The sequence below is a fragment of the Larkinella sp. VNQ87 genome (genome assembly GCF_049445795.1).
Classification (GTDB): Bacteria; Bacteroidota; Bacteroidia; order Cytophagales; family Spirosomataceae; genus Larkinella.
The window spans coordinates 250,122-275,120 of sequence record NZ_JBMSDT010000008.1 but is presented as its reverse complement, the minus strand read 5'-3'; the positions used below and the strand labels follow the sequence as shown (position 1 = coordinate 275,120).

21 protein-coding genes are annotated in these 24,999 nt (G+C 52.4%); 9 read left to right on the top strand and 12 right to left on the bottom strand.

Annotation, left to right across the window (positions count from 1 at the left end):
* Positions 1-40 precede the first annotated feature (40 nt).
* Positions 41-2,893 carry a SusC/RagA family TonB-linked outer membrane protein gene (locus tag ACO2Q8_RS15845; RefSeq protein WP_423345809.1) on the top strand — a complete coding sequence of 951 codons (2,853 nt, stop codon included), beginning with the start codon at positions 41-43 and terminating at the stop codon, positions 2,891-2,893.
* A gap of 109 nt (positions 2,894-3,002) precedes the next feature.
* Positions 3,003-4,502: a RagB/SusD family nutrient uptake outer membrane protein gene (locus ACO2Q8_RS15840; protein ID WP_423345808.1), complete on the top strand. Its 1,500-nt coding sequence runs from the start codon at positions 3,003-3,005 to the stop codon at positions 4,500-4,502.
* On the opposite strand, the gene ACO2Q8_RS15835 is transcribed toward ACO2Q8_RS15840, so the two are convergent.
* A complete protein-coding gene (locus ACO2Q8_RS15835) occupies positions 4,468-4,707 on the bottom strand; it encodes a type II toxin-antitoxin system ParD family antitoxin (RefSeq protein WP_423345807.1) in 240 nt (79 codons plus the stop codon). The genes ACO2Q8_RS15840 and ACO2Q8_RS15835 overlap by 35 nt on opposite strands.
* A gap of 280 nt (positions 4,708-4,987) precedes the next feature.
* Here ACO2Q8_RS15835 and ACO2Q8_RS15830 point away from each other — a divergent pair, with 280 nt between their 5' ends.
* Positions 4,988-5,326, top strand: coding sequence for a PadR family transcriptional regulator (locus ACO2Q8_RS15830; protein ID WP_423345806.1), 339 nt, complete (start codon positions 4,988-4,990; stop codon positions 5,324-5,326).
* Positions 5,314-8,046 (top strand): ABC transporter permease, encoded by a 2,733-nt coding sequence (locus ACO2Q8_RS15825; RefSeq protein ID WP_423345805.1) that lies wholly within the window; start codon positions 5,314-5,316, stop codon positions 8,044-8,046. Before ACO2Q8_RS15830 ends, ACO2Q8_RS15825 begins: the two co-directional genes overlap by 13 nt.
* Positions 8,047-8,073: 27 nt before the next feature.
* Here the strand turns inward: ACO2Q8_RS15825 and ACO2Q8_RS15820 are convergent, their stop codons facing one another.
* The 9 genes from ACO2Q8_RS15820 to ACO2Q8_RS15780 all read right to left on the bottom strand — a co-directional run bounded on the left by ACO2Q8_RS15820 (position 8,074) and on the right by ACO2Q8_RS15780 (position 19,055).
* A complete protein-coding gene (locus tag ACO2Q8_RS15820; RefSeq protein ID WP_423345804.1) occupies positions 8,074-10,692 on the bottom strand; it encodes a permease prefix domain 2-containing transporter in 2,619 nt (872 codons plus the stop codon).
* Entirely contained in the window at positions 10,689-11,015 is a 327-nt protein-coding gene (locus tag ACO2Q8_RS15815; RefSeq protein ID WP_423345803.1) for a PadR family transcriptional regulator, read from the bottom strand. Before ACO2Q8_RS15815 ends, ACO2Q8_RS15820 begins: the two co-directional genes overlap by 4 nt.
* A gap of 299 nt (positions 11,016-11,314) precedes the next feature.
* Positions 11,315-12,196 (bottom strand): hypothetical protein, encoded by an 882-nt coding sequence (locus ACO2Q8_RS15810; RefSeq protein ID WP_423345802.1) that lies wholly within the window; start codon positions 12,194-12,196, stop codon positions 11,315-11,317.
* A 239-nt stretch (positions 12,197-12,435) separates the two neighbouring features.
* Complete coding sequence (locus ACO2Q8_RS15805) at positions 12,436-13,506, bottom strand: DUF4249 domain-containing protein (RefSeq protein ID WP_423345801.1); 1,071 nt, start codon at positions 13,504-13,506, stop codon at positions 12,436-12,438.
* A gap of 9 nt (positions 13,507-13,515) precedes the next feature.
* A complete protein-coding gene (locus ACO2Q8_RS15800) occupies positions 13,516-15,930 on the bottom strand; it encodes a TonB-dependent receptor (RefSeq protein WP_423345800.1) in 2,415 nt (804 codons plus the stop codon).
* A 197-nt stretch (positions 15,931-16,127) separates the two neighbouring features.
* On the bottom strand, positions 16,128-16,688 hold the full coding sequence (frr, locus tag ACO2Q8_RS15795; RefSeq protein WP_423345799.1) for a ribosome recycling factor: 561 nt from the start codon (positions 16,686-16,688) through the stop codon (positions 16,128-16,130).
* 100 nt (positions 16,689-16,788) lie between these two features.
* Positions 16,789-17,505 carry a UMP kinase gene (gene pyrH, locus ACO2Q8_RS15790; protein ID WP_423345798.1) on the bottom strand — a complete coding sequence of 239 codons (717 nt, stop codon included), beginning with the start codon at positions 17,503-17,505 and terminating at the stop codon, positions 16,789-16,791.
* Positions 17,506-17,611: 106 nt separating this feature from the next.
* Positions 17,612-18,112, bottom strand: a complete 501-nt coding sequence (locus ACO2Q8_RS15785; RefSeq protein WP_423345797.1) for an acetyl-CoA carboxylase biotin carboxyl carrier protein subunit — start codon at positions 18,110-18,112, stop codon at positions 17,612-17,614.
* 19 nt (positions 18,113-18,131) lie between these two features.
* Positions 18,132-19,055 carry a DMT family transporter gene (locus ACO2Q8_RS15780; protein ID WP_423345796.1) on the bottom strand — a complete coding sequence of 308 codons (924 nt, stop codon included), beginning with the start codon at positions 19,053-19,055 and terminating at the stop codon, positions 18,132-18,134.
* Positions 19,056-19,433: 378 nt separating this feature from the next.
* On the opposite strand from ACO2Q8_RS15780, the gene ACO2Q8_RS15775 reads away from it, so the two are divergent.
* Complete coding sequence (locus tag ACO2Q8_RS15775; RefSeq protein WP_423345795.1) at positions 19,434-20,258, top strand: glycosyltransferase family 2 protein; 825 nt, start codon at positions 19,434-19,436, stop codon at positions 20,256-20,258.
* Here ACO2Q8_RS15775 and dusB read toward each other — a convergent pair.
* Complete coding sequence (dusB, locus tag ACO2Q8_RS15770; protein ID WP_423345794.1) at positions 20,252-21,244, bottom strand: tRNA dihydrouridine synthase DusB; 993 nt, start codon at positions 21,242-21,244, stop codon at positions 20,252-20,254. The genes ACO2Q8_RS15775 and dusB overlap by 7 nt on opposite strands.
* A gap of 110 nt (positions 21,245-21,354) precedes the next feature.
* Between dusB and ACO2Q8_RS15765 the strand changes: the two genes are divergently transcribed.
* The gene (locus ACO2Q8_RS15765; RefSeq protein ID WP_423345793.1) at positions 21,355-22,311 is read left to right on the top strand and encodes a lysostaphin resistance A-like protein; all 957 of its coding nucleotides are present in this window, start codon (positions 21,355-21,357) and stop codon (positions 22,309-22,311) included.
* Positions 22,304-22,513 carry a DUF2007 domain-containing protein gene (locus ACO2Q8_RS15760; protein WP_423345792.1) on the top strand — a complete coding sequence of 70 codons (210 nt, stop codon included), beginning with the start codon at positions 22,304-22,306 and terminating at the stop codon, positions 22,511-22,513. Before ACO2Q8_RS15765 ends, ACO2Q8_RS15760 begins: the two co-directional genes overlap by 8 nt.
* 17 nt (positions 22,514-22,530) lie before the next feature.
* Here the strand turns inward: ACO2Q8_RS15760 and ACO2Q8_RS15755 are convergent, their stop codons facing one another.
* Positions 22,531-23,067: a hypothetical protein gene (locus ACO2Q8_RS15755; protein WP_423345791.1), complete on the bottom strand. Its 537-nt coding sequence runs from the start codon at positions 23,065-23,067 to the stop codon at positions 22,531-22,533.
* Positions 23,068-23,232: 165 nt separating this feature from the next.
* On the opposite strand from ACO2Q8_RS15755, the gene ACO2Q8_RS15750 reads away from it, so the two are divergent.
* Positions 23,233-24,066, top strand: coding sequence for a phosphatidate cytidylyltransferase (locus ACO2Q8_RS15750; protein ID WP_423345790.1), 834 nt, complete (start codon positions 23,233-23,235; stop codon positions 24,064-24,066).
* An 89-nt stretch (positions 24,067-24,155) separates the two neighbouring features.
* On the top strand, positions 24,156-24,887 hold the full coding sequence (locus ACO2Q8_RS15745; protein WP_423345789.1) for a carboxypeptidase-like regulatory domain-containing protein: 732 nt from the start codon (positions 24,156-24,158) through the stop codon (positions 24,885-24,887).
* The last annotated feature ends 112 nt before the right edge of the window (positions 24,888-24,999 follow it).

Below are 24,999 nucleotides of genomic sequence, written 5' to 3'. Positions count from 1 at the left end.
AATTATCTTTCGACATTACCTTCTCTAACCCGCTTCAGGTATGCTACACCCACCGCTTCTACGGTGTTCTTCAACGTTCTGGAAAACACCTAAAAAGCTATTAATTATCTCCTTAACCCTAGCTTTACCTGCCCACTTTTCCAGCCGGGCCGCTGACCCCGGTGATTCTCTTTCGATTCGAAACGGCCGATTAACGGCTCATCAGCATACTAGCTCCACGGATTCCGTGTCTGGTGAAAGCCTCAATCGGATCGTTACCGGGAATGTATTACAGGCGTTGCAGGGGCAAGTTGCGGGCCTGTTCGTCCGGGCCAATTCCGGCGAACCCGGCGGGGCAGCTACCCTTCAGATTCATGGGCCGGGCCGGTTTGGCGATACCAGCCCGCTGGTGGTGGTGGATGGGATGATTATCGGACATTCGGATAACCTCAACTGGCTGGCTCCGCAGGATATTGAAACGGTCGAAGTGCTGAAAGATGCGACGGCCACCGGCGTCTACGGCATGCGGGCTGCTAACGGAGTCATTCAGATCACGACCAAAAAAGGCACCCTCGGTCGGCCGCGGGTTACGGCCGGTTTTTATACCGGCGTGCAGCGCATTACGCAACAACCGCAATTGCTCAATACCCGGCAGTACATCGACTTTATCAACGACAGCCGTTCGAATGGGGGGCTAATTCCGGCGTTCAAACTGACCAACCAACTCTCGCTGGATACCTTGTTGCGGACCAACACCGACTGGCTCGGGGCCTTGTTCCGGCCTGCACCGGTGCGGAATGCCAACGTGTCGGTGTCGGGTGGAACCGAGTCGGCCCGGTATCGGCTGGGTGTCGATTACTTCAAACAGGACGGTGTCATTCTGGCATCGGATCTGGAACGGCTGTCGTTGCGGCTTAACACGGAATTTGATCTACTTGATAACGTAAAGGTGGGCCAGAACCTGAGTGTCAGCCAACAGGTGCAGCACGCCAACGACGGAACCGGTGGCCGGACGCCCATCGAACAGGCCTTACGAAGCGCTCCTTATCTAAGTATTACTAATCCAAAACTGCTCGGCGGTTACAACGGGACAACTTATTTGGATGCGAATAACGACGCGCTCAATCCCATTGGACTGTCGAACCTCACCAACGACCGGCGAACGTACCTGAACCTGATCGGGGATCTGTACGGCGAATGGACTATCCTCGACAACCTGACCTACCGAGCAACCTTCGGCTTCGACCTCCGGAATTTCGACCGGGCGTATTCTATGCCCGCCTTTAACATGGGCGAGTACAACATCAACCCAACGGCGTCGCTAGCTCGTTCGAAGCAAACCGGGTACAATACCCTGCTGCACCACCAGTTGAGTTACACCTACACGCAGAACGCGCACGCGCTGACGGTTTTGCTGGCCGGAAGTCGCCAGACCTACCGGACTGACGACGTGCTGGCGTCGACTGGCGATCTGCCCGGCAATGACATTCGGGCGTTGTCGGCAGGGCAATCATCGCGCAACCGCACGGTTGGCGGAACGTACGGTTTTTACCGGATCGTAAGTTTGCTCGGCCAACTGTCGTACAACTACAATCAGAAGTACTGGCTGACGGCCGCCGTTCGGCGCGACGGTTCGTCCCGGTTTGGGCCGGGTAACCGGTTTGGCCTATTCCCATCGGTTGGGGCGGCCTGGTACCTAAACAAAGAATCTTTTTTTGAGTCGGTACCGTACTTAAGCACAGCGAAACTGCGGATCGGGTGGGGGAGAACCGGCAACGACAATGTCGGTGATTTTCAGTATGCTTCGCTGATTGCCCAAAATTATAACTATCCCTTTGGCCCGACCAATTCGTTCCTGGGCGTGGGGGCTTATCCGAGTACGTTACCCAATCCGGGTGTTCATTGGGAAACCACGACCCTGAGTAACATTGGGCTGGACCTCGGTGTATTGGATAACCTGCTAACGGTGCGGCTCGATTATTTCCGGAAACGCACAACCGATTTGCTGGTTGAGGTGCCCTTACCGGCATCGGTGGGTGCCGCGGCTCCGTTGACCAATGCCGGGACGGTGGACAACGCGGGAATCGACCTGAGCCTGACCGCCGGTCAACGCGCAGGCTTGATCACGTATTCCGTAACCGGTTTTGCCAGTTGGCAGAAAAACAAGGTCGTTTCGCTCGGGGAGCGCCCGACGCCGGTTTTCGACGGAACCGTGCAGGGCGAAACCGTAACGGCCACGGCCATCGGCCAGCCGATTGGCAGTTACTACGGTTTTCGGCGGGAAGGCATTTTTCAAAACCGCGACGAAATCATCAAAAATCCGAGCCTGACGGGTACCGAACCGGGCGATATCCGGTATGCCGATCTGAACCAGGACGGTAAAATTACCGACGAGGACAAAACGTTTCTGGGCAGCCCCGTGCCGACGTTTTACTACGGCTTTTCGGGCTCGGTGAGTGCGCTGGGCTTCGATCTGTCGGTCTTGCTTCAGGGCGCTTCCGGGCACGAACTGTACAATGCAACGGCCTACTGGCTGAATGGGTACCTGGGGCGCTACAACGCCGGAACCGAGGTGCTTGGCCGCTGGACGCGCCAGAATCCCTCGACCACCAATCCCCGCACCGATGCGTCCGGAACCCGGAATTTCCGCCCGTCGGACCGGTTTGTTGAGGATGGTAGTTATTTCCGCCTGAAGATGGTCCAAATCGGTTACACGCTTCCGGAAACCCTGACTTCGACTTTTGGGGCCAGTCGCTTCCGTGTCTATGTGGGGGCCCAGAACCTGTTTACTAAAACGAAGTATACCGGTTTTGATCCTGAGTTTGCGAGCAATCTGCCGGTTGCCGAAGGCATCGACGTAGCGCAGCAACCCCAGTCGCGGATGTTCCTGGGTGGTATTCAGATTAGTTTTTAATTGTGAATGAGCGAATGAGTGATTGAGTGAATAATGCCTCAGAAAGTACAAAAAACGGTGTATTTCACTCAATTACTCATTCGCTCATTCACTCAATCATACTCGAGTGATGAAAAAAATTAGTATGCTCCTGCTGATAACCGGCTTGACGGCCGGTTGCAGCGAAAAAGCGCTGGAGGTACAGAACGTCAATGAACTGACGACCGACAATTATTACAAAACCGAAGAAGATGCGCTGAAGGCGGTGAATGCGGCTTATGCCACGCTGGCATCACCGGATTTGTACTCCCAGATCATGCACCTAACGCAGGAACTGATGTCGGACGAAACCAACGCAACGGCTTCGACCAGTCCGAGCCTGGTGGCCATGCGGGAAGCCGAAACGGATGCCAGCAATGAGCTGTTCAACTTCATCTGGACGGGTTGTTACCAGGGCGTTTACCGGACGAACCTGGCCATCACCCGCATCCCGGGCGTGGCGATGAACGAGGCTAAAAAAAGCCGCCTGCTGGGCGAAGCCTATTTTCTGCGCGGGCTGTATTACTTTACGCTGGTGACCAATTTTGGCGATGTGCCCCTGATTCTGAAAGTGGTGGATGTGAGTAACCCCGCCGAACGTCAGCCTACCCGCATTGCCGCTGTCAACGTGTATGACGCCATCCTGAAGGATTTTGAAGAAGCCGAAAAACGCCTTCCGGTTTCGTACGAAGGCGACGACATTGGCCGGGCGACGCGCGGAGCGGCCAAAGGATTCCGGGGTAAAGCCCTGCTGTACCGCGCCAACCTAACCAACAGTCAGACCGATTACGCGGCTGCGGCCCGGCTGTTTAAAGAAATCATCGACTCCAACGTCTACGATCTGGTGCCGAATTACCGGGATAACCATACAAACACCAACGAGAACAACCGGGAGTCACTTTTCGAGGTTCAGTTCTCCACCACCGTCAACCCAGGCGCGTTTTGCGACGAATGCGGCACCGGCGGCCTGCGGCCGCTCGAAATGGGGGTGCGGGGTCGGGCCTACAACAACGTGATTCCCTCGGAATGGTACGTGAAGCAGTTTGAACGGGGCGACACGCGCTTGCTGGCTTCGGTTTTTGGACCGCAGGGCAGTAAGTTCGACGGCCTGGATTACTTCCGGATTCTGGAATACGATGCCTGGTCGGACATTCAGCCGGGCGATTATGCCATTCGGAAATACCAGAAAGACGCCGGAAATGAGTTCGACTGGACCACGGGTTCGGATGTAAACATCCGGTTGCTACGGTTTGCCGATGTGTTACTACTATACGCCGAAGCCATTAATTCGGCCCAGGGGCCGACCGCCGATGCCTACGCGGCTGTCAACCGGGTCCGGAAGCGGGCCGGGCTGGAGCCGCTGGAACCCGGTTTGTCCAAAACCGCCTTCATGGACTGGGTCATGCACGAACGCGTCGTTGAACTAGGGATGGAAGGCCATCGCTGGCGCGATTTGGTCCGCTGGAAAAAAGCCTACCAGGAATTGACGTCCAAAGGTCGGCCGTTCGACGAAAAGAAGCACTATTTGTTCCCTATTCCGGCCAAAGAGCGACAACTTAATCCCAACCTGACGCAGAATCCGGGTTGGTAAGGATGCGTTGGGATTCGACAAATCCGCTTTGCTCGCCTTCCTGTAAAGCGTGTCTAAGAACTTTTAGTTTTTCTTCTTCCTGTTCCAGTAGGCGCAATCCGGCTCGCACGACCTCACTGGTGGAACTGTAACGGCCTGTTTCAACCTGGCTTTCAACGAAAGCGGCAAAATGCTCTCCGATCGTAACTGATGCATTCCATTTCATGGCTTGATCCGCTGTTTGTGCATACGTTAAAGCAAATGTGCCAAGATTTGGTACATGTATCAAGTCTATTTTCGTCCATTAACGCAGACCTATCCGCCAGTCACTTGTCCGTTTCTGAACGGAAAGTGTCCATTTTTGGACAACTCATCGATAAGCCAACGGGTTAAATAGCGCTTTTAGCGCCTACGGAACAGTTTTGACTTATTTGGCTAGCTATTTGTACGACAAAGCCTATACTAATCATGGCTAGCCCGCTGCGTCCGTTCCGACTTCTTTTGTTATGAAACGACCTTACCTGGGAGAATTGGAGGAAATTGTCTTGTTGACGGTGGCCGCTTTGCAGGAGCAGGCCTACTGTGCTTCGATTACGCAGACCATCGAGCAGCAGATGGGCCGCAGCGTCAGCTTCCCGACGGTCCATACCACCCTGCAACGACTCACGGAGAAGGGATTTGTCTCCTCTCAGATGGGTGGAGCCACTGCCGAGCGGGGAGGGCGTCAGAAACGGCTGTTCACTGTCACGGCGGCCGGTCAGCGGGCCCTGATCGAGTGCCGGCACCTGCGCAATCAATTGTGGGAGCAGATTCCAAACCAGGTGATTCGGTTATGGGGCGTTTAACCAATACCAAAGGCGACTCGTCCGGGCCACCCCGCTGGTGGTTCGGCATTCCGACGGCCTGGTTGCTGAGCCGGTACTGCCCACCCGGGCAGGAAGACGAGCTGCAAGGTGACCTGCTCGAAATGTACACCTACTGGGTAAAAACCGTGGGGCTGCGGGCCGCTCGTTGGCGGTATACGCTGGCGGTTTTACGGCTGATTCGTCCATTTGCCCGATCAACGTCACCAAAATCGCAAAACTATTCCTTACAACCCGCTATGCTACGAAATTACTTTAAAATTGCCCTCCGAACCCTGAGTCGCAACAAACTCTATACGGCCCTAAATCTGGCCGGTCTGACGTTCGGACTTAGCTGCTTTTTGCTCGTCGGACTCTATCTGTTCGACGAACTCACCTTTGACCAGCAACACAGCCGGGCTGATCGTATCTACCGGGTGATCGAGCATAAAACCGTCAAGGGCGAGGCCACCACCATTGCCGCTGCCAGCTACAAACTGGCGACGGAATCGCCGAAAACCATTGCCGAAATCGACCAGACGACGCGCGTATCCAGAATCGGGCGGGCGAATCTCATCAATCCCGAAAACCCGGTGAATTTTCAGGAAACGATCACGAATGCCGATGAAAATTTTCTGCAAATCTTCGATTTTCCCCTCGTGCTCGGTGATAAACAGACGGCCTTACGCGAACCCAATTCAATCGTGATCAATGAAGAGCTGGCTTTGCGGCTGTTTGGCGATACGCAGGTTCTGGGTAAAACGCTCCAGTTTAGTCACATCGATTCCCCGCTGAAAGTGACCGGTATTTTGAAAAACCACCCGCGCAATTCGAGCTTTGACTTCAACTCGCTGGTTTCCGAAGCTTCGTACCGGAATACGGATTTCTACCAGCAAACTGCCGCCAGTGATTGGTCGTCTGCTAATTTTTCCGTGTATGTGCTGCTAAAACCCAACACAAATGCTGAATCGGTTTCTGCCAAACTCACGAAGCTTGCGCTGGCTCATGTTGCCCCCGAAATCGGCTCCAGCCTAGCGTACCGTCTTCAGGCGCTGAAGGATATCCACTTGCAGTCGGAAGGTATTGTCGACGGTGCCCGGAATTCAAACGTAGAGGCTATTCCGCAGGGAAGTCCGTTTTACATCCGGATTTTCTCATTCATTGCGCTGTTTGTGCTACTCATTGCAGGAATCAATTACATGAATTTATCGACCGCCCGGGCCTCCAGCCGGGTCAAGGAAATCGGGGTCCGCAAGTCGATCGGGGCCGAGCGGAGCAATCTGATCTATCAGTTTCTGGTGGAAGCCCTGCTGATTTCGGGTCTATCGCTGGTATTGGCATTGATTCTGGTCAACATCGTCCTGCCGTTCTTCAACCCGTTTGTCAATAAACAACTATCGCTGGGATTTGGCACGGATTACCGAATCTGGCTGATGACGCTGGGGGCCACCCTGCTGATGGGGCTGGTGTCGGGGAGTTATCCAGCCTTACTGCTCTCGGGCTACAAGCCGGTTTTGCTGTTGAAAGGCATGAAAATCAACCAGCGGGGTAGCCTGAGTTTGCGGAAAACCCTGGTCGTTTTTCAATTTACAATTTCAACGGTGCTGATTGTCGGCACCATCGCCCTCTTCTGGCAGGTACGGTTTATGACCACGACGAACCTGGGGTTCAACCAGGAGCAGTTGGTGGTGATCGACATCAATACCGGCACAGCGCGGGATCATTTTGAGACGATTAAGGCCGATATGGCTAAAATTCCCTCGGTGAAAAACATATCGGTTACATCGAGGGTACCCGGCGAATGGAAAATATATCGAACCGTCAAAATCAACCCACAGGGTAAAGCCGATGATCCCCGGGTTGCTTACCTGATTGGGGCGGATCAAGACTTCCTCAAAACGTTCGAAGTTAGTCTGGTAAAAGGACGAAATTTTGCCAATCCGGCGGATTCATTGTCGGTTTTGCTGAACGAAACGGCCGCCCGATTGCTGAACATCACCGAGCCATCGGACCAGGTGGTGGAAATTCCGGCCATGTCGGGGGGCGGTGAGTTTGTTCCCGTTAACTCCGACAACACCCCTTTCAAAGCCCGGGTAATCGGGATCGTGAAGGATTTTCATTTTCAGTCGCTGAGAGCACGAATTGAACCCCTGGTGCTGGCTTACCACCAGAATCCGATTCACGGGATTGACTATTACACGGCCCGGATCGACGCCGGCAACATTCCCGAAACCCTCGAAAAGTTGAAAGCCGTGATGCTGAAAGCCGACCCGGATGAGCCGTTTGAATACCATTTTCTGGATCAGCAACTGGCGCTGTTTTACCGGGAAGACGCCCGCCGACAGACCCTGCTCATCTGGGTTGCGCTGTCCACCATTTTCATCGCCTGTCTCGGCTTGTTTGGGCTGGCCACGTACTCAGCCGAACAGCGCATCAAGGAAGTGGGTGTCCGGAAGGTGCTGGGAGCCAGTACGGTTAATCTGGCCACGCTGCTTTCGGGCGACTTTCTGAAACTGGTGTTGATGGCCAACGGAATCGCGTTCCCGATCGCCTGGTGGGCTACCAACCAGTGGCTCCAGGAATACGCGTACCACATCGACCTGGAATGGTGGATGTTTGCATTGGCCGGTGGGCTGGCCCTGCTCATCGCGTTGCTGACGGTCAGCTACCAGGCGATCAAAGCCGCCCTGGTGAACCCGGTGAAGAGTTTGCGGACTGAGTAAACGGGCTGAGGGGCAGTGCACATACGCTTATTCGCTACGTAACGATTTTACCGGATTCGTCACGGCTGCTTTGATGGTCTGTGAACAAATCGTACTGATCGCCAGTAAGGAAAGGATGGTAAAGCCCGGTAAGACGATATTTAAACCAAGGCCAATCCGATTCGCAAAATTGTTTAGAATCTGACTGCTGAGGTAAATACCTGCGGGGATAGAAATGCAGAAACTGATGAGTAAAAGCATCAAAAAACCTTTGGATAAAGTGATGATAAGATCCTTTTCGGTGGCTCCCAATACCTTTCGTAAGCTAATTTCTTTCTGTCTCTTCTCAACGGAGTAAATGGTCATCCCCAACAGACCCATCATTCCGATCAGGAAGGTTAGAAATGTGAAAAATGTAATGACTTTGTTGACATCTTTGACGATGACAAAATTATTTTGAATGGTCGTTTTATAAAATTCTCCCCGAAACTCATACCCAGGCGCTATTTCTTCCCAGGCGGTTTTTAGAGCGTCGATGGTTTTATCAGAATTTTGTGGCAAAATCTCGACGGTAAGCACCTGCCATTCAGACGGATCATTTCGCAACATCAGGGGTTCTATTGGCTCGTCGGCGGGCTTGAACAGAAAGTCTTTTACGACGCCTTTAATTGTTGCGATGGTAGAATCATTCAGGTAAACAAATTTGCCAATCGACTCCGAAGCATTGCCCAATCGGTATTTTTTTATAAATAATTCATTGACGATGATGTCTTTGCTTACTGTATTGATGGAGGGTGCAGACGAAAAATTTTTGCCTGCGAGTAACGTTAAATTCAGCGTTGGTATAAGCGCATTGTCAATCGAATAGCTTTTAACCGACTCATAATTGTCTATTTTATGGAGTTTCATAGTGGTCGAAGCAACCGAATAGGTGCCCAACGGTTTGTTGATGGCAGCAGTACGTCTTACACCGGGAATCGTGGCAAATTTTGCCTTGGTTAGGCTTGCCGGTACGCCCTGAAGCTGAACGGTATAAAGTTGCTCGGTTGTAAAACCGTAGTCGATATTGATAGCATATTCTATCTGCTTATGCACGGTGGTTATTACCATGATAAACAGCATCGTAAAGGCAAACTGGATCACCAGAAGCGATCGGACCATACCGATGCGCTTGAACAGGCTGAGGTTTTCGATTTTACGAATCGCTGTAAGGGGATTGAGTTTTGAAATTGTAATCGCTGGCAGCAAGCCCGCAAAAACCCCTATTAATAGTGCGAAAAGGAAAAAGTAGGCGAATGAACTGAGAGTAGGGCTGACGTTCAGATCAAAAAATTGGAAACTTTGTAAGGCGTTTAGTTGCTCGCGCAAATACATCATAAAACCCAGTGCCAGCAATAAAGCAATCAAAGACAGGACGATTCCTTCACTGACTATTTGGAATAAAATCTGGGTTCGATTGGCTCCGATAACTTTTCTGACTCCTATTTCTTTAGCTCTGCCCAATGACTTTGCCAGGGTCAAATTGGTGTAATTGAAAAGGGCAGATGCTATGACGATAAAACCCATAAATGCCAGAAACCACAGCAGATGGCTGGGTAAGCCTTTACCCATACCGTTGGCAATGCTGTACCCGGGTGTAATTTCAGGCAGGGCTTGTAAGTCAAATCGGTAACTGGCATCCCGATCGGATAGTACCAGATTTTTATAGTTGGGTAATACTTCGTCGTTAATTGCCGCTATAGCCTGGTCAATACTTGTAGTAGGTTTTACTTTAACATACGTGTAGGTTGAAGAATAATTAGCCCAGTTTTCGGTCGTATCTTCCCGTAAGTTAGTTGAAAGTAAAGCCTCGAATTCAAAATGAGTCTTACCCGGATTGGGTTTAAGTACACCGGTAATTTTATAATATCCACGGTTTCCTATCTGAATAGATTTGTCGATTGGGTTCTCGTCTCTAAATAATTTATTACTTAAATCGGCCGTAATGACGATGGAATTTGGTTCTGCTAATGCCTGGTCTGCATCACCACGTTGGAGGCTAAAATTGAAGATTTTGAGAAAGTTTGTATCGGTAGCTTTTCCTTTAAAGTCAAATCGTTGATGATCTTTGATAATCACATCGTCAACAATCGTTAAAACAGTTACCTCATCTACCCATGCAAATTTTGATTCAATCACTTTTCCAATGGGAGTGGGACTAGTGGCGTAGGGTTCCGTATTTCCATCTTTTCGATTGGCTATTGTATTCACCCGGTAGATCAACTCAGCGTCTTTATGAAACTGGTCATAATTGTAGCCGTCTTGATACAAAAGCATGATTAACAGTCCCACCGACATGCTTAATGCGAGCCCGAAAATGTTGAGTAGGGAGAACGTTTTTTGGTGTAAAATTTTTCTCCAGGCGATTTTGAAATAGTTGCTAATCATGTCCATATGACTTGGGTTGGTGTATAGAGAGGCTTGTCGTCTGATCATAAAGGGCCGTACCAGGCTCAGCACATCCCGCCAGTAGCGCCATCGCGCCCGCTGTAGTCCGATCGACTCCACCCGTTGCCGGAAAAGCTCTTCCAGATCCCCTTCCATCTCATCAACCCGGTGGGGGGCACAGAAACCGCGCAGCAAACGCCCGGCCCAGCGGGGCGGTTCAGGATGCGATGTTTTTTTCATGACCAGGCGGTTTTCGGAATGGTGTCCCACATCTGGTTGCGCAGTTGCCGGATTTCTTCCAGCGCCCGACGCCCTGCCATCGTAACGGTGTAAAGGCGTTTCCGGCGACCTCCCCGTTCGGCCGAAATACCGCCCATCGCGGAGGTGACCAGCCCTTTCTCCTGAAGCCGGTTCAGGGCCGAATGCACCGCGCCGAGATTAACCGGGCGGTTCATCTGCTGCTCAATTTCGGTGACGACAGCAGCCCCATAAGCATCCCCCGCCCGAATCGCCACCGCTAGCAGGACTACTTCTTCAAACTCGCCGAGATAGGTTCCTTTCATTCGATCTTATTAGTTGTGTAAATGTATAACAAATGCCTTGCCAGAATAGGAAATTGGCCCTGTTACGTGTTCTGAAGCAATTTTTGAAGATAGGGGGTAAGCTACGTGTCCGTTTCTGGACAGAAAACCGTACGCTTGTGGACAGGACAATATTGTGGTTACTATCGATATATAATTACACAGGGTTGATCAGGGGAAACCAGAGTTGACCAGAGAAACCTCTGATAAGCTCTGATTTTCCCTGATCAACCCTGTGTAAGAGGAAAAATAGCTGTTCCCAGGCGGGAAGAGTGCCTGCCTTAGTTAAACTGATACCCGAAGTTGATCGTTTGCGTCAGGGTTTGGCCCGCCGTGAAGCGAATTTCTTCCTGCGACGTCACCAGGCCCATGCGGTTGAATGAGTAGTTGTACGACACTTTCTCCAGCGACTTTCCGGCGGTTTTGTCATCGTAATGGAACAACCGGACCAGGTTTTTGTTGAACTTGCCGTAGATCGGCAGGAACGGGTCGATCTCCTCATGCAGCGTCATCCAGATCGGATTCAGGCGGGTGTAATCTTTGATCAGCGCTTCCCCGGCCGGTTTATACCCGTAGGTCATGGCTTCCCATTTGCCGTTTTTCTTGATGTTGATCACAACCAGGTCATTATTGTCATTGTAAAGAAATTCCAGGTAATGACCGGCATTGTCCAGATTGGTCATTTTGATCAACTGGTTGGCGGCATTGTATTGGTACGAAAACCGCCGGGTGGTGGCTACGGTTTTTCCGTTGACGACGGAGTAATTTGTAATAAACGATTCTTTGCAGCGGCCCTTGGCATCGAACAGAATGAGCGTTTTGCGCCACAGGTTGTAGCCATTGAACAACTGGATCGTCATTCCGGTGCCGTTGGAAGCACGGGTGTACTCCCGGCGATAGTTCGGTTCGGCGGTCGATTGCAGTTTGACCAGATCGCCCTGTTCGTCGTAGAACAACTGCCAGTCGCCGTGTTTCACCAGACGATAGGTTTGAAGAGTGGGCAACAAATTATTTACCTGCGTCGGCTGGGGGGCAGTTTCGGTGTAAGGCGTCGTGCCGTTGCTTTGCAGGGGTTTGATGGCCTCGTTGTTGGTGCAGGAACTCAGGCTGGCCAGCAGCGAAATACCGAGAACGGAAAGCGTACTTTTTACAAACGTGTTCATGACGTGTGATTTGTTGGTGTGGATGGTAAAAAATGATACCCTATTTTCTGATTGGGTACTTCAAAGGTAGCGGGGAAGGGCGCAGTCAGGCTAGCCAAAGTCGGTACCTAGTGACATTGGCTGCGTAACTGACGGAGAATTGGGAACAGTCGGTGTTGGGGGCGTTCAGCCGGGCCCATCCTGGACAAAAAGCCGGGCCGCCCCTCAGGTGATGTTCCCGGTTGTTGGATCACTGGTCTTTATTCGGGCCACCAGCGCGGTTTTTTTTGCGTTCGGAACGGGCTTTCGACGCAGGATGTGCAGGCACCCGGCGGAGGCAGGGGCGGAGGACTAATGACGAGGGTTGGAAAGGAAGGAGCCGTTTGACGGTCGATGATGAGTGGTCGAACCACCATTGCTGAGGCCCCAAAGTACCCCAGAACCAATTCGTTTGGATGGCCTATTCGACTCATGTTGCCGATCAGAGTAACCGGTGCCGCATCGAACAGGCCACCCGTATTTTGGATCAGATCGTTCAGGGCGATGAGATACTGATACGCTTCTTTAGTCAGCGATTGTTGTTCAATTTCGACGTAATACGGTAAATAGCTGCTGAAAGGGGCTCTCAAAATAGGTCGCCGACTCAATAGGTTGCCGTTGATGAACTGGTCGCTGGCAATGTTGATCTGATTCTGATACCGAACAATATCCCAGCATTGCCCACAACAGCTTAAACTATATTCCACATAATTCTGACAGTTAGGGCATTCCGGTATTTTGACCGTACCACAATAGGCAAGCCGCTCGTAATGAACCCAGCTCCAACGGTAAAAATTATCGGGGGTTGCCGGGTCTTTCAAATCCAGGTAAACGTCAAATCCCTTGTCGAACGCATTGGTATTGGGGATTGGCTTCTCAGTATATTCCACAAACAGGGAATCGATGGGCGGAACAGGCTGGAGAAGTTCGGGTTGCGACGTATACTCGCGCCCGTCGGAGAGCCGGATGTTTAGCGTATAACTCCGCCCCGGTATGCCCCGCCAGTTGGTATCGGGCTGGTAATAACCCGGCGATGTTTCCAGAAACGGAATGCGCTGGCCGGTGTTGTCGGTGACAAGCACTTCCGCTCTTTCGATCACGTACGTCAGCGAAGTAGCGGTATAATCAGCGGTGACACTCAATGAGATGCGGTTTCGGCCGGGTTGGTCGGTCACCAGCCCATCCACGACCAGCGATCGGGGCAGGGTTCGGGTATCGGGATTGATCGGTGTGATACACTGGCAAAGCAGCATCGTTAGGATCAGGACAAGAGGCAGGATCGTGGGTTTCATCGGGTATCCTTACAACTTGAAATTATAGGTCAGTGAAGGTATCGCCGAGCCAAAAATGGACAACTTATTGGCATCGCCGGGCGTGTAGCTGCTAAACCGGTAAAAAACCGAGTAGGCATTTTTTCGGGCATAAAGATTATACACGGAAAAGCTCCAGCTATACCAGTATCGGGACTTCCGGGCCGGGCTCTTTTCCCAGGTGAGCGACACATCCAGCCGGTGGTAGTCGGGAATGCGCTGCTGGTTACGATCCAGGTACACCGGCAGCGTGATGAGGTTATTGACCCGGGCTTTGGCATAGGGGACAGTCAGGGGGCGACCGGTGCTGTAGGTGTAATTGGCCGAAAACGTGAAGGTTAGCGAAGGCCGGTAAATCGCCAGCAGATTAACGGCGTGCGGTTTGTCAAAATTTGCCGGATACCAGTTTCCATTGTTGATCCGCTCGCCGGGGTAGGGCCGGTCGATTCGCAAAAAACTACGGGTGAACGCATAACTCGCCCAGCCGGTCAGAAAACCCTTGTTCTTTTTGACCATTAGTTCAACCCCATACGCCTGACCCCGGCCCTGGATCAGGTCGGTTTCGGGGGTGGGATTGAGCAGCAATTTTGCCCCATCGCGGTAATCGATGGCGTTCTGGCTTGTTCGATAATACACCTCGGCCGACGTTTCGTAGGTATCGTTTCGGAAGTTCTGGAAATAGCCAGCCGAAACCTGGTCGGCAATTTGGGGGCGGAGGTGCGTGTCGCTCATTTTCCAGCGGGAAGTGGGCAGAACGGCGGTGGTATTCGTGACGAGTTGCAGGTACTGCCGGGTGCGGGTGTAGGCAATTTTTACCGATCGGTCGGGCCGTATTGCCCAGCGCAGGGCCAACCGGGGTTCGAAACCACCGTACGACTGTGCCACTGCACCGCGCCCGACAAACTCCTGATTCAGCAGGTTTTCGGGCCGACGGGGACCATTCGGCGCATAGGTTCGCGTTTCGATCGGCCCCAGAAACAGGAAGGACGAGTACCTTAACCCGGCAATCAGCGCGGCCTTCTCGTTTAGGATAATCTCATCTTCGGCGTATAATCCGGTTTCCAGTCCCTGCTCGGCGGGTAACTCAACGGCTTGTACGTTGGAAACCGGGCCCGGTTTTAAGGTGTTGGGCTTCAGGGCATAATGCGTAACCTGTAGGCCAAACGACCAGCGATGCCGATCGGTTTGATGCGTAAACTCGGCTTTACCAATTCGCGATAACAACTCCGACTGCAAGCGGAACTCGTTGCTGGAGTCGGGAACGCTGGTAGCCGAACGGTAGCGGGCGACGACGGCCGAAAGGTTCAGGCTCAATCGGTCGGAAAAGGTATGAATCCAGCGCAGCGAACCGTTAGCGGTTTGGTAATCGAAGCCCGTCCGGGATGCCGACACATCCACCGACAGCAGAGAGTCGGAGGGAAAAAGCATCCGGTCATCGCTGAGGTAGCCCGATGCGTATACCGTATTTCGCTCATTGGGAAGAAATTTGAGCTTGGCTGTGACGTCATAAAAGCTAGCTTTGACATCGCGGATGCCGGTTGGTCCTGCTTTGAACAGGAAGTCGTTGAGCGCCAGCCGGGCGTCGGCCAGGAAGGTCAGCTTCCGGCCGGCAATCGGACCTTCCACACCCAACCGGTTGGAAATCAGGCCAACACCGCCCGTGAGCCGTAGCTTTTCCGGATCGGGTTCTTTGGTCCGAACGTCGAGCACAGCCGAGGTCCGGCCCCCGTAGCGGGCGGGCATACTGCCTTTCTGCAAGGTGACGTCGCGCACGGCGTCCGGATTGAAAACCGAGAAAAAGCCCATCAGGTGCGACGAATTGTAGATGGGTGCCTCGTCGAGCAGGACCAGGTTCTGGTCGACGCTTCCCCCGCGAACGTTCAGGCCGGTGGCCCCTTCGCCGACGGTCGTGACCCCCGGCAGCAGCAGCAGGCTGCGCATCACATCCACCTCGCCCATGAGAGCGGGCATTTTGATGATGCTCTGGATGGGTAATTGAGTGACACCCAGCTCGACTTTTTTGACATTCCGGTCGGGCGACTCGGTTTTAACCGTCACTTCTTCAAGAAGCTGTGTATCAGGAGACAGCGAAAGGTTGTTGAGGGTTCGGTTGGGTGGCACAGTTACTTTCTGTTCCTGCCGCAGGTAGCCCAGGTGCGAAATCAGGAGGGTGTAGGAACCGTCAGCCACGGTCAGGTTGTAAAAACCGTCGCGATCCGTCGTGGTTCCCCGGCGGGTTTCCACGATAAAAACCGTTGCTCCGCCGATGGGTTTGTTCGTGCCGGTTTCGCGTACGTATCCCGAAATGACGCGGGTTAGCGACGATTGAGCGCAAACCGGCTCGCTCCAGACTGTAATGAACAGAAGTGCCAGCGCAAGCTGACCTGCGAATCGTAGAATTGTCACCAAAGAGCAAGGGTTTAGAACTTGCTACAAGATAATGACAAATGATGAAGTTGCAATATAGTAGGGTTATGTAGGGGAATAGTAAGGTCCCTAGCGCTAATGTGGGTCGGTTCACGAGCCAGAATTGGCCCGAAGGGCTACCCGTTAATAACCCCGGACGGACAGTCCGGGGCCTGGTCTACGCAGCGTCCGAATCCTTAAACCGCCATAATATCTTGTTCCTTGGCTGTAAAGATGGTATCAATCTTGGCAATAAAACTGTCGGTCAGTTTCTGCACCCGTTCTTCGCCTTTCTTGACCTCATCTTCCGAAACTCCTTCTTTGGTCAGTTTCCGGATGCCGTCGTTGGTATCTTTCCGGATATTCCGGACGTTTACCTTGGCGACTTCAATTTCCTGCTTCACTTTTTTGACCAGATCCCGGCGACGTTCTTCGGTCAGCGGGGGAATGTTCAGCCGGATGTTTTCGCCATCGTTGGTGGGCGAAAGGCCCAGGTTGCTGTTCCGGATTGCCTTCTCAATTTCACCGATCATCTTTTTTTCGAACGGTTTGATGGCGATGGTCCGGGCGTCGGGCGTCGTGATCGAAGCGACGTTGTTAATCGGCGAATTCATGCCGTAATATTCTACCTGAAGGCCGTCCAGCATGGCCGGGGAAGCTTTTCCCGCCCGAATTTTCGACAATTCAATGTTCAAGTGTTTCAACGCCTTCTCCATCGTATCCCGGGCGTCTTCAAGGTATAGCTCTATTTCTTCCATCGCTACTAGTGAAATGATGAATTATGAATTATGAATGATGAATGGGCTAACGCAGCGCCTATAATTCATCATTCATAATTCATCATTATACATAAAAATTCTACCCTGTGATTAACGTACCGATATCATCGCCTTCGACCAGCCGGATCAGGTTGTTCGGGCGGTTCATGTCGAATACGATGATGGGGAGATTATTTTCTTTGCACAGCGTAAAGGCCGTCAGGTCCATGACGTTCAATTTCTTTTCGTAAACGTCCTGAAACGAAATGGTGGTATACCGGGTAGCGGTTTTGTCTTTGAACGGGTCAGCCGTGTAAACGCCGTCTACCTTCGTGCCTTTCAGGACCACATCGGCTTCGACTTCAATGGCGCGCAGACTGGCGGTTGTGTCGGTCGTGAAATAGGGATTGCCGGTTCCGGCTCCGAAAATGACGATCCGTCCTTTCTCAAGGTGCCGAACGGCCCGCCGACGAACGTACGGTTCGCAAACCTGCTCCATTTTGATGGCCGACATCACCCGCGTGTATAAACCGTGCTGTTCGAGCGAACTTTGGATCGCCATGGCATTGATCACGGTAGCCAGCATACCCATGTAATCACCCTGTACCCGGTCCATCCCGCTGCGTTCTCCCTGAATGCCCCGGAAGATGTTGCCCCCGCCGATGACGATGGCCACCTGAACACCCAATTCGACAACCTGCTTGATTTCCAGACTGTACTGTTCTAAAACGGCCGGATTGATACCGTAACCGAGGTCCCCGCTTAACGCTTCTCCGCTCAGCTTAAGCAGGATTCGTTTATATTTTAGTTGAGCCATGAAGGAAAGTTTGGCCGCAAATATAGTAAGAGTTAAGAATTAAGAGTTAAGAATTAAGAGTTGGCTCCGCCACTTTACAGGAAATGGCGGAGCCGACTCATAACTCTTAATTGAATTCCACGAGTACCTGGTTTTTTTCGACGGTCTGCCCACGGCTGATTCGGACGGCTTTGACAGTGCCATCGGCGGGGGCCTTGATGACATTTTCCATTTTCATGGCTTCCAGAATCAAAACCGTGTCACCCTTACGGACGGTATCGCCGGGTTGCACGCTCAGGCTTAGAATCAAACCGGGCATCGGGGCCTTGATGTCGTTGAGTTTAGTCTGGCTGGTAGTACTCATACCCATCTGTTCCAGCAGGAGGTCAAAGCGGTCTTTTAGCTGGATGTGATGAATAGTCCGGTTTAGTTTAAGGGTGGCGGTTTTGGTTGCCGGGTCGAGGTGCAGCACCTCGGCCGTGTACGAACGGTTTTCGAACAGCAGGTGAAACTGCCGGTCGTTGAGCCGAACCAGATCCCAGGACAGTGGCTGGCCGTTCAGAAGGGGTTGCTGGCCCGAAAATTCTATTTCAATCGGAGAAAGGTCATCGACGGTCGCACGAAACATGGATGCTGGGGTTGAGGATCTATTTTTTGTTGATCAAATATACGCCCAACAAACAAATTCCCATACCGGCCACCTGCGGCCAGTGCAAGGGTTCCCCATCGAAAAGCCCCCAGAGGACCGCAACAACCGGAATCAGGTAGGTAACCGTCGAGGCAAAAACGCCGGATTTTAGCTGAATGATCCGGTTAAACAGGATGGTCGCAAAGCCTGAGCCGATCATTCCGAGCGTCAGAAGCATCAGCAATGCGGGCGTCGAACCCGGAGCCGAAATCCGGGCCGGGAAGTCGGTCGTGGCCAGACCGAGCAGTGCAATGGGGCCGACCAGCGAAAAGGTCGAAGCCGTGGACAGCAGCGCCGGTAAGTCCGACAAATACCGGGCGACGATGTTGATGTTAAACCCGTAACAAAGCGTTGCCAGCACAATCAGGAAGGCATACCCGTTGAACTCAAACGAACCGGTGTTGCTGAAAAAGACCAGAAAAACCGATCCGGCAAACCCAAGCAGAATGCCGCCGATTTGCTGGGTTTTTGCCTGTCTGCCGAATAAACTAATTCCGATCAGAAAGGTGAACAGGGGGCTGAGGGCGTTCAGCGTCCCGGCCAGCGAGCTGTTCAGGTGCGCTCCGGCGGTGGCGAACAGAACGGCGGGAATGAGATACCCCAGCATGCCCGAACCCAGCAACGGAAGCCAGCGGCTGCGCGGAAACTGCCGCCAGCGGACAACTAGGTAGGGAAGGAAAAAGACCAGCGCCAGAAAAATCCGGCCTGTTCCGACCTGCATCGCGGAAAAAACCGTTAGGCTGTGTTTGATCAGAATGAAGGATGTACCCCAGATGAGGGCCACCAGAATCAGTAACAACCAGGCTTGCAACGAGCGATTGACAGGAGAACGGAAAACCGCATCGGGTGAAGAAACTGCGTGTTTGGTAAATGGTTTTGTCATACTGAAATAACCACCCGGTGCATCGGTTTGGTTCTGCCAGTAGTAAAAAAGTTGGCATAGTAAAAGGTTGAAAATGAGGTTGTTGCTATTCTGTTGAGGAAGTGTCGAAAGAAATCGCAACGGCAGGCGGTCGAGTTGCGTATGGACATGCAACGGACTTTACCGAAAAACTGTCTTACTTTTTAGTACCCATCTCTATTACTAATAAACTGATTTTCAATGAAAAACACAACGAATTGGTCTCAGACTGGGTATGAAAAGGTCAATTATTATTCAAAAAAAACCGGCATCTCGGGCAAAATCGATCGGTAGTTTCGTAAAGACAAACGTCCGGCAACCAAGCCGATCACTACTCACCGTCCACACGCAATCAGCCCGATGAAAAATCCTAAAATACCGCTTTCCGTTGTCATGATTACGCTCAACGCCGAGCGGACGCTGAAACAGGCGCTCGAATCGGTTGCCGATTGGGCGGATGACCTTGTGATTGTCGATTCGGGAAGTACGGATTCCACGCTGTCGATCGCCCAGACATTCAATGGTCGAATCCTGCACCGAAAATTCGATGGGTTTGGGACGCAGAAGCAGTTTGCCATCGACCAGGCCCGGCACGACTGGGTATTGGTTCTCGATGCCGACGAGATTGTAACCGCTCCGCTGGCGAACGAAATTGCAACTGTCGTGGCTACCAGCGCTTCGGATTACGCAGGCTATACGCTGCCCCGCAGCCTTATTTTTCTGGGTCGGATTTTGCGGTATGGCGGGCAGAGCCGACAGCCCATTTTACGGTTATTCAACCGAAGAAAAGGACGAATGACACCCGCATCGGTGCATGAATCCGTACAAGTCGAAGGAACTGTCGGGCATTTGTCGGGCCTGTTGATCCACTACAGCTATGGATCGCTCCACGATTACGTGCTGAAACTGAACCAGTATACGACCCTGAGTGCGCACGAAATGGCAGCCCGGCAGAAAAAGGCCAACGTAGCCCTGCAAGGTGCCCGGTTTCTGTTTACGTTTGTGAAAATTTATTTTGTCAAAGGCGGCTTGTTCGATGGGTATCCGGGCTTTACCTGGGCCTTGTTGTCGGCTATGTACCCGGTGATCAAATATTCAAAATTGCAGGAAATCAAGGATCAGGGGTTATCCATGAAAACAAAACCGGTTCTGCGGTTCGATCAGTGGTCGATCTCCGATCATTGAAGAGTCGCCATTTCGTAGGTTTCGGTGATTTCGTCCAGAATTCCGGCAATTTCTCCAAACGTATCGGCCTGCACCAGTCGGAGCCGGAACGGTTTGAAATTGTCCAGACCTTTGAAATAGTTGGTGTAATGCCGGCGCATTTCGAAAATACCGGTTTTTTCACCTTTCCAGCGGATCGAGAACTCCAGGTGCTGTTTGCAAACCGCCACCCGGTCGGCCAGGGTAGGGGCCACCAGGTGCTCTCCGGTTCGGAGGAAGTGCTTGATTTCGTTGAAGACCCACGGATAGCCGATGCTGGCGCGACCGATCATGATGCCGTCGACGCCGTAGCGGTTTTTGTAGGCCAGGGCTTTTTCCGGACTGTCGATGTCGCCATTGCCGAAAATCGGAATCCGGATGCGCGGGTTTTCCTTGACCCGGCCAATCAGCGTCCAGTCGGCCTCGCCCTTGTACATCTGCACCCGCGTCCGGCCGTGAATGGTCAGCGCCTGAATACCAATGTCTTGCAAGCGTTCGGCTACGTCCAGAATGTTCTTCGTGCTGTCGTCCCAGCCCAGCCGGGTTTTGACCGTCACGGGCAGGTGCGTGGCTTTTACAACGGCTTCGGTCATTTTGACCATCTTAGGAATATCCTGCAACAAAGCCGCCCCGGCGCCCCGACAGGCGACGTTCTTGACCGGACAGCCATAGTTAATGTCGATCAAATCCGGGCTAACCCGCGAGGCAATCTCGGAACAGGCCCGCATCGTTTCGATATCGGAGCCGAAAAGCTGGATGCCGATGGGCCGCTCGTATTCAAAAATATCAAGCTTCTGAACACTCTTGGCCGCGTCGCGAATCAGTCCTTCCGACGAAATAAACTCGGTATACATCAAATCCGCGCCGTTGGCTTTGCACACCGCCCGGAACGGCGGATCGCTCACGTCTTCCATCGGGGCCAGCAGCAACGGGAAGTCGCCCAGTTCGATTGTTCCAATTTTAACCATACCTTGCTAACAAGCCGGTTTTAAAAGATGTTCGCTCACCTCCGAATCCGGATAAAAAACCGCTCAGAGAATGAAAAGCTTGCCGGTTTGGCCGTAAATTTACGGCAATTATGGAAGACTTCCGCTCTACGCCCCCCTCGTCGCGTGCTTTGCATCCGTTTCGCAGTCTGCTGGTCTTGCTGGGCTTTGTGCTGCTGGGCATGTCGCTGGGCGGCTTGCTGGCCGGTTTTCTGATCGCCGGTTGGGCGGCTCTGGATGGTAGCCAGTCGGTCACCGACGTGGCCGATCTGCTGACGAATCCGGCCGATCATCCGGGAAGCTGGCACCTGCTGATGCTGATTCAGGCCGTTAGCCATTTGTGTTCGTTTCTGCTCCCGAGCCTGCTGTTTCAGCGCTGGATCGAACGCCGGTCCTGGGCCGATTTCAACGCCCGGCCGCTGGGGGCGGTGCGGGCTGTCGGGCTGGTGGCGCTGTTGACCATCGCGTTCATGCCGTTAAACGGACTGATCATCGAGTGGAATCAGGGAATCGACTTGCCGGATTCCTGGCAGGGACTTGAAAACTGGATGCGGCAAAAAGAAGATCAGTTGTCGGGGCTGACCGAGTTCCTAACCGATTTTACCTCACCACTGGATCTGGTTTTTGCGTTGCTGGTGATTGGCGTCATTCCGGGCATTGGCGAGGAAGTGCTGTTTCGGGGATTGGTCCAACGGAAGCTGGCGGAGTGGAGCGGTAATGTGCACGTTGCCATCTGGGTATCGGCGCTGATTTTTAGCGCCATTCACGTTCAGTTTTTCGGGTTTGTGCCGCGGACGCTGCTGGGCGCTTTGTTTGGCTACCTCTATGTTTGGTCCGGAAACATCTGGGTACCCATTCTGGCCCATACGGTCAACAACGGTTTTACGGTCCTGATGGTGTGGCTGTACCACCGGAAACTGATTTCGATCGACATTGAAAATACGGATTCCGTTCCTTTGACCGGCGCGATAGTTTCCTTACTTTTAACAATAGGTTTGTTAACCTTTTTCCGAAAATCGAACCAATTGCCGTCCCAGCCGTATGTCTGATCAGTGGGAGAGAGTACTGGTGACACCCGCCATTCACCGGGCCGAACTGGCCAAAGTTGTGTTAGCCGGCCACGAAATTCAGGCCGTTGTCGTCAACAAGAAAGACAGTAATTATTTGCTGGGAAACTGCGAGGTGTATGTTCAGGCCGAAGATGCCGCGCTGGCCAAAATTCACCTGATCGCGGCTGATTTGGAGTACTGAGCGTGGTTAGTCGGTTGTCATTCCGGTTTGGGAACCGCCTTTTTTGCGTACGAAACCACCGTATGAATGCCTTCCGTGGGTTTGCCCGAAATTTCCAGCGTGATCACGGTCCGGCTGGTTTCCCAAACGCTCGATCGGCTTAAGTGGCCCAGCAAAACCGCATCGCCGTAGCGCTCTTTCCGGTCTTTGTACAGCGGGTAATTCCAGGACGAATAATCCCCCGAAGGCTTGCCGTAACGCTCCGTCAGAATGCCGTAAACCGTCTCGTAATCTTCCCAATGCTGCTGGGCCCGGATATGGTGGCGGTCGGTAAAAATATACAGTGCCCCGGCCAACTGGTCATTCACGAAAGTAAACCGTACCGTAGCCGGGAAATTGTAAAACCAGCGCTGGCGGTAGTGAAGGGTCGAATCGGTCGTCCGAAAGGGGGGCGAAACTTCGGTAATCATCACTTCTTTCTGGGTCATTCCCCAGCGAAGCGAACGGAGATCATACTCGGGTTGTTGACCAATCCCCGTCCACTGCAGAAACAAGCCAAGCAAAACTGAAAACATACGGAGCGCAGGGCAGTGAGTAGAACGCCGATCCTCAGCGCTCTGTTGATTTGAAGTGTAAATAACGGCAAAAATAGACGGAAAGGGAAGTTCGGTATGAAGGAGCTGATCGTATTTTGTTATTTTCGCCGGATCAACCACCCGGATTTGTAGTTGCCTTTCTGCATGAGAGAACGTTTAAATCAGATGAGTAACCTGCAACAGCGCGTCATCACGGCTGCGGTTGGGGTTGTTATCATTTTGTTTGGGATCTGGTACAGCGACTGGACATTTGCCTTGTTGTTCTGTGCAATCAGCGCCCTGACGCAACTGGAATTTTACAAACTGCTCGGTCTGGACGGCAACCAGCCCCTGACGTATTACGGAACGGCGGTCGGTTGCCTGATTTGTATCCTGACGTATCTGATTGAAAAGCAGATTGTCAACTACGACAGTTATTTTCTGATCTGTCCGGCCTGCTCGATGATTTTTCTGATCAAACTGTATAAAAAGCGGGATCTGAAACCGTTCACCAACATCGGATTTACGTTTCTGGGGCTGATTTATGTCGCCGTTCCGTTTGCCCTGCTGAATGTGCTGGCCTTGCGCGGTGGAACGTACCATCCGGGTCTGATGTTGGGGTGTCTGGTGTTGTTATGGGCCAGCGACATCGGGGCTTATTTTGCCGGGACCAAGTTCGGACGGCGGAAACTATTTGAGCGGGTGTCACCCAAAAAATCCTGGGAGGGAGCCGTCGGGGGCGCACTGGCGGCTGCGCTTATCGCGTTTTTTCTGGCTTTGTTCGTCGATGACCTCCGGCCGTGGGAGTGGTATTGCGTCGGAGCCATCATCGTGGTCACAGGAACGTATGGCGATCTGGTCGAATCGTTGTTTAAACGAAGCATTGCCATCAAAGACTCCGGCACCACCATCCCGGGGCACGGCGGTTTTCTGGATCGTTTCGACGGCCTACTGCTGGCAGCTCCGTTTATTATCACATTTTTAAAGCTATTTGCGTAATTTGGGAGTTTATTTACGGATCAGGCAAAAACCGGGTACGACAAACAAAAAAACAATACGTCCGGTTGCCGGGCGTTTTAGATAGAGATATGAAGAATTCATGGTTGACCATATTGGCTGGTTTGGTCGTTGGCCTGGGGCTGGTTCTGACCCATGTTTCAACGGCCCAGGCACAGGGTCAGGAAAAACTGATCATGTTTACCGGGATTATCACGGCTGGTGCAACCTCTGAGCCGTTGCCGGAAGCCTATATTTCCATTCCAAGGGCGGGCCGGGGCGTTTTATCGAACACCAACGGGTATTTCGCGATCCCGGTTTTCCCCGGTGATAGCGTGGTGTTCAGTTATGTCGGGTATAAGAAGCAATACCACATTATTCCGCGACGGCTCACCGAAACGTCGTATTCGGCGGTGGTAGCCATGCAGGAAGATGTGCAAATGCTGACGGAGGTAAAGGTGTATCCGTACCCGACCGAAGAGCTTTTCAAACAGGCGTTTGTCAACCTCAAGCTGCCCGATGAGAAAGAGCGGGAAAACCTGGCCCGTAACACCAGCGCCGAGTCGATGCAACGCCTGGCTGCCCTGACGCCCATGAGCGCAGCCGCCAACTACCGGTATTACCTCAATCAGCAATGGTACGGGCGTGAGTCGCTGACCGGTCGGACGCAGTTGACCACCATTCCGTTCCTGAACCCGTTTGCCTGGGCGAGTTTCATCAAGTCCGTTAAAAATGGTGACTTGAAGAAAAAAGAATTCCGGCAGGAACTGAATGCCACCCCGAAAGAAGGTCTCTCACGGCAGGATATTCTCAAGAACAATTAGACGGTTTACGGTTTTTATTTCGGTGTTCGATATTCGTTATTCGATGTTCAATATTTAAATAACGAATATTGAATAACGAACACCGAATATTGAATAACGAATATCGAAATAA